Source organism: Shewanella sp. 10N.286.52.B9 (assembly GCF_002873635.1).
Classification (GTDB): domain Bacteria; phylum Pseudomonadota; class Gammaproteobacteria; order Enterobacterales; family Shewanellaceae; genus Shewanella.
In genome coordinates this window covers 1-9,748 of the sequence record NZ_MCTY01000066.1, presented here as the reverse complement: position 1 = coordinate 9,748, position 9,748 = coordinate 1, and the positions used below count along the sequence as shown (strand labels likewise).

At 42.1% G+C, this 9,748-nt stretch carries 8 protein-coding genes; 2 read left to right on the top strand and 6 right to left on the bottom strand.

All coding sequences use genetic code 11. The features are described 5' to 3' along the window. Positions 1-281 precede the first annotated feature (281 nt). Entirely contained in the window at positions 282-491 is a 210-nt protein-coding gene (locus BCU91_RS05045; RefSeq protein WP_076539522.1) for a cold-shock protein, read from the bottom strand. A 394-nt stretch (positions 492-885) separates the two neighbouring features. Then, the gene (locus tag BCU91_RS05040; RefSeq protein ID WP_102531017.1) at positions 886-1,626 is read right to left on the bottom strand and encodes a siderophore-interacting protein; all 741 of its coding nucleotides are present in this window, start codon (positions 1,624-1,626) and stop codon (positions 886-888) included. Between the two features lie 101 nt (positions 1,627-1,727). Here BCU91_RS05040 and BCU91_RS05035 point away from each other — a divergent pair, with 101 nt between their 5' ends. Together BCU91_RS05035 and BCU91_RS05030 are read left to right on the top strand one after the other, a co-directional pair. Next, positions 1,728-2,162 carry a MarR family winged helix-turn-helix transcriptional regulator gene (locus BCU91_RS05035; RefSeq protein WP_102439129.1) on the top strand — a complete coding sequence of 145 codons (435 nt, stop codon included), beginning with the start codon at positions 1,728-1,730 and terminating at the stop codon, positions 2,160-2,162. Positions 2,163-2,527: 365 nt separating this feature from the next. Beyond that, on the top strand, positions 2,528-3,523 hold the full coding sequence (locus tag BCU91_RS05030; RefSeq protein WP_241904038.1) for a calcium/sodium antiporter: 996 nt from the start codon (positions 2,528-2,530) through the stop codon (positions 3,521-3,523). 134 nt (positions 3,524-3,657) lie between these two features. Here the strand turns inward: BCU91_RS05030 and BCU91_RS05025 are convergent, their stop codons facing one another. From BCU91_RS05025 to BCU91_RS05010, 4 genes are all read right to left on the bottom strand, one after another. Next, positions 3,658-6,948: an EAL domain-containing protein gene (locus BCU91_RS05025; protein ID WP_102531016.1), complete on the bottom strand. Its 3,291-nt coding sequence runs from the start codon at positions 6,946-6,948 to the stop codon at positions 3,658-3,660. Positions 6,949-7,420: 472 nt separating this feature from the next. Further along, positions 7,421-8,314 (bottom strand): dienelactone hydrolase family protein, encoded by an 894-nt coding sequence (locus BCU91_RS05020; RefSeq protein ID WP_102531015.1) that lies wholly within the window; start codon positions 8,312-8,314, stop codon positions 7,421-7,423. A gap of 161 nt (positions 8,315-8,475) precedes the next feature. Next, positions 8,476-9,207 carry an LrgB family protein gene (locus BCU91_RS05015; protein WP_241904037.1) on the bottom strand — a complete coding sequence of 244 codons (732 nt, stop codon included), beginning with the start codon at positions 9,205-9,207 and terminating at the stop codon, positions 8,476-8,478. Position 9,208: 1 nt separating this feature from the next. Then, positions 9,209-9,670 carry a CidA/LrgA family protein gene (locus BCU91_RS05010; protein WP_102439135.1) on the bottom strand — a complete coding sequence of 154 codons (462 nt, stop codon included), beginning with the start codon at positions 9,668-9,670 and terminating at the stop codon, positions 9,209-9,211. Positions 9,671-9,748 lie beyond the last annotated feature (78 nt).

Genomic DNA, 9,748 nt, shown 5'->3' with positions numbered 1-9,748 from the left:
CTTTTAGCTTTTAGCTTTTATTAAAATAGCTCTCTTAAAGCCAAAAAAGGCTACCAGGCTTAGAAGATTAAATGCGTTCCAGCTAGCGCTTTAGTTGCAGCATTTTTAGTTACTAAGCTTAAGCGCCTTGATGTGATACACAGATCGTTATACCTTGAATTTCAGACACAAAAAAGCGAACCCAAAGGTTCGCTCTTTTAATAATTACGATAAATAGGTAAACCTAAAAGCGTAATTATTTGAAGTAACGTACTGGCTAGCCAGTGACGTCGACTTTCAAATTAGATAGCAACTACGTTAGCTGCTTGTGGGCCTTTTTGACCTTGCTCTAAATCGAAAGAAACTTTTTGGCCTTCAGCTAAAGTTTTGAAACCTTCAGAAGCGATAGCACGGAAATGTACGAATACATCTGCGCCGCCATTGTCTTGAGTGATGAAGCCGAAACCTTTGTCTTCGTTAAACCATTTTACGATACCAGTAGTGTTAGACATAATGTGTCCCTTATATAATTAAGAATTAAAAAATTTATCGCGAAAATGCGATGCGCTGAGAGCTGAATTATTTAATGTGACGATGAAGCTAAGGGAAACACAGAGGAACAACGATAACGTAGAATTCTGAGGCTTTACTTTTACTTGATGTTTCATTAATAACTCTGAATGTCAGAGCGAGGAGAATCTTACATTAGTTTAAAAAATTGTAAAGGTATTATTTTATTTAAATATCAAAACAGCCAGATATCTGACCACTGACTAACAGGTATATAGCACAATTAATCGCTAATATACTTATGCTTAGCAGTAATTATAGCTCTGGCTGCTATGGTTTAGCTGTGATTGATAATAATATAGCTTGTCACTTGGCTATGACGGTTATCATGGATATTTACAGTGGATTAACTTTTTTCAACGCCCCGAAACGATCAGCATCAATCCCTTGCTTCCAATAGCCAACAGCAAAGATGTTAAGCCTTTCAAAACCAAGCTCTTGTTGTAATACGGGCTTCAAAGCGCGTATTTGACCAGCTTCTAGCCCCATAAAGACATGACTATCCTTGGGTAAGTCTTTAGCGATTAGTTGTACTTGTTGCTCAAGGGTTATTGTTGACTCATCTTCAATAAACCAATGAGTATTTTTTGAATCGTCATAATCCATCTCAATGATATCAGCACGGGTAGGCACGCTAATAATGGCCTTTAATTGGGCATCAGGATTAAATCTAGGCACGTAACCATTTATGGCATTTACAGAGGTGATATCCCCCACCAGCAAGTAACTATGGTGATTAAAGTCAGTTAATTTCATCAAACCTGGGCCCGCTATACTAATACGGTCGCCCACTTTTGCCTTTTTTGCCCAACTGGTGACAGGACCTTGGTGACGGTTAATCACAAAATCTAACCCTAGCTGGTTAGTGTGTGGGTTAAAAAAACGAATCGTGTACGAACGCATTTTTTGCGCTTCATCGCCCGTCGATGGCAAAAACACTTTAACGTGCGCGCCTTCAAGCCCCTGCGGAAAACCTTGTAAACTGGTTCCGCTAAAGATAATTCGACGTAAATGAGACGACAGCTCAATAATCTCTGCAACCTGTACAGAGCGCAAATTGGGCTTTCTAGGCTTCATAGAGACATCCTCTTCGACTTGAAAAAAAGCTAGTAAGTTGATAAGGTCAACTATAGTTAGCATTGTTGACTAAGTCAACTAATTATCAGGACCAACCAAAAATGAGTCACTTATCCATTTCTGATGCGATTTTTAACATCGCACATTCATACCGTTTAGCCATGCGATCTTCTCTTAAGGCTAATGAAATTGGCTTAAATGCCATGCATGTTAAATGCCTTAGCTTGATTAACAACAGTCACACTTGCACCGCAAACGATATCGTTAACCTTTTAGCCAGAGATAAAGCACAAATTGCTCGGTTAATAAAAGAAATGATGGATAACCAATGGCTAACGAAAACGGCAAACCCAGAAGATAAAAGAAGTCAGATATTATCACTGACTGCAGACGGTAAAAAACTCGCTGTACTGATTGCAAAAACCCAAAACGATGTGAATCAAAAAATGCTGCGAAACCTGCCAGTTGAAGACTTGGCCACATTTACACGCATTGCTGATGCGCTCTTTAATAACCTTAATGACAATGAAGAATAAGCGGCCTTTTAGTTAGTTGCCTTTATCTTAGCCGGTTTTTAGCATGACAAGTCTCTCCTAGCACTAAGGCTTGTAAGCCGAGCGATATCAGTGCTAAATACTTGGCAGTAGCTTTGACGCGAATAGCCACAAATTTGCTATTGAAACGAATCGAATAACAGATTAAAATGCGCCCAAATTTGAGGGAGTAGCCGTTCTGTCACCACGACAGGAGGTTGTGTCAACATAATTGGTCGAAGACCATGGTGCAATCAACGCTTAGCATTAAGCGTCTGGCGAGACTCGAATGACCACACGCATATAGCTAGGGCTGGGCGTGGGTTTTTCGTGTCTTAACACAACCAGCCCTTGCAGTGCGTTATATTATGTTGTCATTATTTTTACCTTTACTTGCACTCGTTGCAGGTCTTATCGCTTTATCTGTCAGTGCCGACCGGTTGATCGCAAGTTCTGCGACTCTGGCTAAGCATTGCAAAGTCTCTATGTCCTTTATCGGTATGACTGTGGTGGCTTTTGGCACCTCAGCTCCAGAACTTCTCGTGTCCTCTATCGCAGCCCTAAATGGTGCTGGCGAACTCGCTATTGGTAATGGTATTGGCTCTAATATCGTTAATATAGGATTAGTGCTTGGCATTTGTGCTTTACTCGTGCCGTTATCCATTAAAGTCCATTTCATTCGTCGGGATTTACCTATCTTAATCGCGGCAATCTTATTTTGCGCCCTGTTAATGTCAGACGGCAATTTAGACTTCCAAGATGGCTTATTACTACTAGTAGCGTTAGCGGCATATTGTGGTTACCTAGCCTTTTTAGTGGGTAAAGGCGAAGCTGACACAGAAGAAGTTGAGTTTTTAGGAATATCTAAAAGCCGCTCTGCTGTGGAAACGCTATTAATGCTAAGTGTGCTGTTAGCCGCCTCACAACTGATGGTTTGGGGCGCTGTAGAACTGGCTAAAGCTGCCGGGATCAGTGAGTTAATCATTGGGCTAACCGTTATTGCCTTTGGTACCAGTTTACCAGAGTTAGCAGCAGCCATTGCTGGAGTGCGCCGCGGTATGCATGACATGGTATTTGCAACTGTGATTGGTTCAAATATTTTCAATATACTTGGGGTGATTGCCTTCCCTGCGCTGTTAGGTGACAAGCAGCCATTACCAGAATTATTGGTCGCCCGTGATTACCCTATGATGCTGTTACTCACCGCTATCGTCGCTGTGGCATTTATGGTTACTTATTTTAAACAAAGAAACATCCCTGCTACTGAAAAAAGTTATACCTTTGGCCGCACTGCGGGGGCGCTGTGTTTAGTGAGCTTTAGTGGCTATATGCTTTATCTCGGCGCTGTGACAATGCAGGCCTAGTTGGCTAGGTAAATATTAACTAGGTAACCATTGGCTAGGTAAACAAAAGACAAATAACAGTGGGGTTCGAGTGCCCCACTGACCTTTACCCTTCGCTTACTTAACCTTCTCATTCCTATTCTGTATTTTCTTGATTACTGCCAAGCGCTATCAGGCTTCCAACTCTCTGCCCACATTGGTAATTGCTCAGCAGGCATTGGCCGTGCAATACCATAACCTTGCGCTAGCATGCAGCCCATAGACAATAGCTGGGTTCCATGTTCGATGGTTTCAACACCTTCAGCAATAACTTGGCGATGAAAAGCCCGCGATAAACTAATCACCCCCATCACAATGGCGCGGTCATCAATATCAATCAGCATGCCTTTGACAAAACTCCGATCAATCTTCAGTAGGTTGGCAGGTAAACGTTTAAGGTAAGTGAGTGATGAAAACCCTGTGCCAAAGTCATCAAGCGCAAAGCTGACGCCAATATTAATGCATTGCTCCATTGTCGCCAGCACTTGCCCCATATCCCCCAGCGCGCTGGTTTCTAGTATCTCAAGCTCCAATGAACTCGGTTTAATCAACGGTCGCTGCGCTAATGCTGCTGAGAGTTTGGCAGTAAAATCTTTTTGTTGTAATTGTAAGGCGTCAATATTAACGCTGACAGCAATATCAAAGCCAGCAAGGGTCCATGAATACATCTGTGAAAGCGCGGTATCAATAACCCAATCTCCCAAAGTGACACTGATGGAATGATTATCAATAAAAGGAAGAAACTCCCCAGGTAATAGCAAGCCTTTCTCTGGGTGCTGCCAACGGATCAACGCCTCACAACCGATCACAGTGCCTAATTTCATATTCACTTTCGGCTGGTAATATAAAACAAACTCATCTTGCTCAATCCCCCGCTGAATATCATCAATCACCTCAAGGGTGCTTTGTAAGGATTTGTCTTTATTGACATCAAACAGGTGATAGCGGTTTTTGCCACTTTGTTTAGCTATATACATGGCCTGGTCGGCATGGCGTATCAGTTGATCTGCACTCACACCATCTTGAGGGTACAAGGTAACGCCAATACTGGCAGACACCTGCAAAATGGCTCCAGCAGCTTTAATCGGACAACTTGCTACCTCTAGCATCCGCTCTAGAACCAACTCACAATCGTGCATGCTCTCTAAATCCACCAGTAAAGCAATAAATTCATCACCACCAATACGGGCCAGAATGTCTCCATCTCGCAGAGTTTCGCTCATTAACTGCGACAAAGTAATTAGCAACTCGTCACCGACATTATGGCCATAGGTGTCATTAACGGCTTTGAATCCATCTAAATCAAGGTAAGCCACGGCTAAAAATTTTCCGCGTCTGATGCTCTGACTCATTGCATGATCCAGTCGTTCCGCCAGCATTACCCGATTGGCTAACCCTGTTAGCGGATCATAATGGGCAATGTGTTCTAGTTGTTGTTGATGGCGCTTCATTGAGGTGATATCTGAAAACAGTGCGACATAGTTTTGGGTTTGCCCCTCGGAATCTGTAACCGCACTAATGGTGATTAGCTCGGCAAATATGTCGCCATTTTTACGCTTATTCCACAGCTCGCCTGACCACTGCTTATGTTGTAATAACGATGCCCACATCCTGTTGAAGAACTCGCTGTTGTGCCTACCTGAGTTTAAAAAACGTGGGTTTCTGCCAATGACTTCTTCTCGCTCATAACCGGTAATCGCGCTAAAAGTGGCGTTAACATCAATAATAACCCCATTAATGTCGGTGATCATGATGCCCTCACGGGCATGAGTAAAAACACTGGCTGCGAGTTTGAGTTGATCTTCAATTTTTTTATTATTACTAATATCAATAACTTCAATAACTCGTGCATTACAGCCTTTATAAGTAATATTTTTTCCCTTAATGCTTAGCGGATATCGTGTTCCGTCCTTGCGAAGGCCTTCAGCTTCAAAACTATTTCTATCATCTTGATGCATTCTTATTTTTACCGCTTCAAGATACTCTTTCGCGATTAATTTCAAACCATCCATACCAATGAGCTCTGAGTAACTGAAACCAGTAATAGTGGATAAACCATTATTACACTCAAGGATACGGCCCTGATCATGGATAACAATACCGCCATAGGTTGCTTCGCTAAGAGCCCTAAAGCGCTCCTCACTTTGCTGTAAAGTCGTTTTAGCCTCTGCCAAACGTCGATTAAACAAGTGCATATAGAGAGTGATACTACTGGCTAAAACCACCAAAAAAAGCGCTATGGATAATACCGGGTAGAGCCAGTTAGGAGTTGATGTAGGGCTATCATTATAAATAAAGCCATCAAGGTGACGAATATCATTGACCACACTGGCCTTAGCAAAGGTATTTGCCATATGTTGCCAGCGATCAGAGTTCATATGCCCAATTTGGATCAAATTAGGCAGAATCAAGTTTTGCATTGCATTAGCTTCATAGAGCAAATGCTCACGGGTTTTATTAACCTGATACTTAGCCATTAATATATCGACTATTTCTTCAGGGTTGTCCATGGCATAGCGCCAACCTTTGAGGGTCGCTCGCCTCATTGCCGCAACACGTTTTGGATAATTATTTAACTCAGCTTCAGTAGTGAAAAAAATATCACTGTAAAAATCAACTCGGTAGCTTACTGGATCAATAATGTCATAGGGGACATTAGCTTGAGCAAGTACATAGGGTTCATTGGTAATATAAGAGTTAAAAGCATCCACCTTGCCCGTGATTAAATCATCAAGCTGAAAGCTGCTGGGGACGATCTCAAGCTGTGACAAGGAAATGCCTTCATTAACTAACATGGTCAAAAAGCCTGCATCTTTATCCTTATTCGCCAGCATCACTCTTCTGCCAATAAGGTCATGGGCAGAGCGTATTCCTGACTCTTTTAACGTCAACAAGATAGATGGTGAATGCTGAAAGATAGCAGCCAAAGCAATAAGTGGTTCACCTAAAAGGCGATGGTATAGCACCTCACTGTTACCTACTGCATATAAAGCATTACCCGATAACACTTCGGCTACCGGTAAGCGTTGCGGATCGCCTTCAAGCAAACGAACCTCAAGACCTTCTTCTTGATAAAAACCCTTTTCTAACGCAGCATAATAGCCGGCGAATTGAAATTGATGATGCCAACGTAACTGCAAATATACGATATCCACTGCTTTTGTTGACGCTAGTGATAACGATTCTGATATTTGGGTTATTTTGAGCTGTGCTGAGGTTTTTACAGAGCGTTCAACTAAAGGCTCAGATTTAGGCTCTGATAAGGGGGCAGATAAAGCAGCAGCGAACGAGCTAGATACGCTTACGATTAACAAAGTCACTAAGACAAATAGCACACACACAACTGCTGCACGACGCATCATCGAAGCATAGATACAATTTCTAAGCGATAATAAACCAAACCACATGCAGTAAACCTTAGCGTTAACAGTCGATAAAGGGTGCTAAATGCTGTACTTAAACCATGAATTTATTGGTACTGAGATTAAGAAATAAACGGCATTGCCATCGCAGGGAGGGGAATATAACTAAAGCTATTAGAATCTAAAAATTGCTCTTCTTCCCTGATATTAAAATCGACTTAAACCGCTAAAACTACTTTTTATCTTTGCAGCCAAAACACTGAATAATAAAAGTATAGAAGATAACAACACCTTCGCCATCAGCCAGGCTAGTTTAATCTAAAAAAGTGTCAAATAACGCCAATTTGTGGCAAGTATGTATTCAAGCTGAGTGTGAATAGCTTGGATATACTGCCAATAAAATATGCAAACCGATAAGATAACCCAGCAAAGAGTTCACCTGACTCTGAACTCTGGAAAAATAGCACTGAGCAGGTGGGCAAGTTAACACATGCCCACACACAGCTTAGCGCTCAACTCAGGCTAGTCTTGCTTCAAAAAATGCCACGGTTCTTGACCAAGCAAGTTCAGCATTTTTCTCATCATAACGGCCGGTAGAGTCATTATGAAAACCATGATTAGCATTGGGATACATGTGCATAACGTAATCGACATTGGCCGCTTTTAAATCCGCTTCATATTCTGGCCATGACGCATTAACCCGTTTATCAAGCTCACCCAATTGGATCATCAGTGGCGCCTTAATATTTGGCCGTAAGGCTTTGGCCGCTGGCGTACCATAAAATGGAACTCCGGCATCAATCAGATCGCTTTCTATCGCGGCTAAATAATTCACCATATAGCCACCAAAACAAAAACCTACTGCCCCCAGTTTACCGTTAGATTGCTGATGTGATTTTAAAAACTTAGCAGCGGCAACAAAATCATATTGAATTTTTTCACGCTCAAGGGTGCGCTGCATGGATCTGCCTTCATCGTCATTGCCAGGATAGCCACCTAGCGGAAACAAGGCATCAGGCGCAAACGCAATAAAGCCTGCTTTAGCCAGCCTGCGGGCCACATCTTTGACGTAAGGGTTTAAACCTCTATTTTCATGAATAACCAATACCACAGGGAATTTACTATCAGGGTTTTCTACAGCTTGGGTGGGTAACACTAAATAGCCTCGACCTTCGCCATGGCCTTGGGGGGACCCAAAGTTCTGATAACTGGCTTTAATGTCACTATCGTTAAATGACACTTGCTCGGCTAAGGCATAATTAGGTAATAGCGCACTGGTTAATACTGTCATGGAATAGCCCAGCGCCACTAAACCGGTTAATTTTTTCATAAAAGTACGACGGTCCATACCGCCATGGGCATATTCATCGTACCAATCAAAAGCTTCTTGTGGAATATTATTATTTTTCATATTTTACCCATATCAAATTAGCGGCGCTGGTGTATTGACTTGATTACTATTAACTCATCGCAGCATTTACCTAAACAAATGAGAATAACAATCAAAACCATTTTGACTAATTAATATGCGGTAAGCTTGCTTAAAAAGCAAACATAAAGCAGTTGATTTATTTACACTAAAACATAAGCAAATAACGGCGCGCCAATCACCATAGCAATACCGGTAAAAATCATGGTTAGGCTGGCCACAACCCCTTCCTCTTGGCCAATTTCAGCCGCCTTGGCCGCGCCCACACCATGGGCAGCGCCGCCTAAAGCTGCACCTTTTGCCAATGGGCTTTTAATTTTGGCTAATTTAAATACAGGGCCGCAAAGTAACATGCCTAGCACCCCAGTAATTAATACTAAGGTTGCAGTTAAATCAGGTGCACCGCCAAATGCGGTAGTTGCCTCAATAGCAAATGGGGTTGATACTGAACGCACCAGTAAACTGTGTGATAGCTCAGGCGGTAAATAAACAAACTGCTCAATCAGCCATGAAGATAATAATCCCACCAGCAAACCAGTAATCACCCCAATGCTAATTGTTAATGGATAACGGCCAATTAACTTACGCTCACGGTATATGGGCAGCGCAAAGGCAATAGTTGCTGGCGCAAGCAAAGCGCTAAGATAATGGTTATAAACAAAATAAGTAGGTAACGGAACTGAAAAAATCACTACCAATACCATTAAACTTGCCGGTGTTGAAATAATCGGTGACAACCACCAGTAATGGTAATGACGGTATAAAAACTTACTTGTAAAATAAGCCACTAAGGTTGCTAGCAGACAGATTAGCGCAGCGGTTTGTGATGTCATCCATGGCGACGTCATTAAGGTCAATGAGCTAAGAAACTGCATATTAAACTCCCACCGTATCTGACGTTGCCAGCGCTGCATCTGCTAACATTTTTGTCGCTCTGTTGCGCCTTGCTCGGTTTCTACGGCGCTCGAATCTAAATACCCTATCAATAACAAAGCCGGTGATCACTAACACTGAAATACTGCCCAGCACTAAGGTGAACATCAAACTACCCCCAAACTCTTCAAACATAGGAGCATAATGGATTGAGGCGATAACGGGAGGAATAAAAAACAGCAATAATTCACCAATTAACCACATTGCGCCAACGGCCACAAACCGCTCAGGTAACCACTTAAATGCCAGCAGGCTGTACAAAAAAATCAGGCCAATCACACTACTTGGTATGGGTAACGCTAACAGCTCAACCAAGTATTGGGCGCTAAAAGCTAACCCACACAAAAAAGCCACTTGTAACAGCAAATGGGAAGTTCGTTTTACAAACAGCAGGGAGGAAGTCATAACACATCAGATTGAATTAGTTTCGATGTGGCTATTTTACCCTTGCAATAAAAATAAAAATAATGAATATTATTTACC

Excerpts from the sequence above, each read along its gene's own strand:
- BCU91_RS05035 (WP_102439129.1), top strand. The coding sequence starts at position 1,728 with ATGAGTCACTTATCCATTTCTGATGCGATTTTTAACATCGCACATTCA.
- BCU91_RS05015 (WP_241904037.1), bottom strand. The coding sequence starts at position 9,207 with ATGCAGTTTCTTAGCTCATTGACCTTAATGACGTCGCCATGGATGACA.
- BCU91_RS05025 (WP_102531016.1), bottom strand. The coding sequence starts at position 6,948 with ATGTGGTTTGGTTTATTATCGCTTAGAAATTGTATCTATGCTTCGATG.
- BCU91_RS05040 (WP_102531017.1), bottom strand. The coding sequence starts at position 1,626 with ATGAAGCCTAGAAAGCCCAATTTGCGCTCTGTACAGGTTGCAGAGATT.
- BCU91_RS05030 (WP_241904038.1), top strand. The coding sequence starts at position 2,528 with ATGTTGTCATTATTTTTACCTTTACTTGCACTCGTTGCAGGTCTTATC.
- BCU91_RS05010 (WP_102439135.1), bottom strand. The coding sequence starts at position 9,670 with ATGACTTCCTCCCTGCTGTTTGTAAAACGAACTTCCCATTTGCTGTTA.
- BCU91_RS05020 (WP_102531015.1), bottom strand. The coding sequence starts at position 8,314 with ATGAAAAATAATAATATTCCACAAGAAGCTTTTGATTGGTACGATGAA.
- BCU91_RS05045 (WP_076539522.1), bottom strand. The coding sequence starts at position 491 with ATGTCTAACACTACTGGTATCGTAAAATGGTTTAACGAAGACAAAGGT.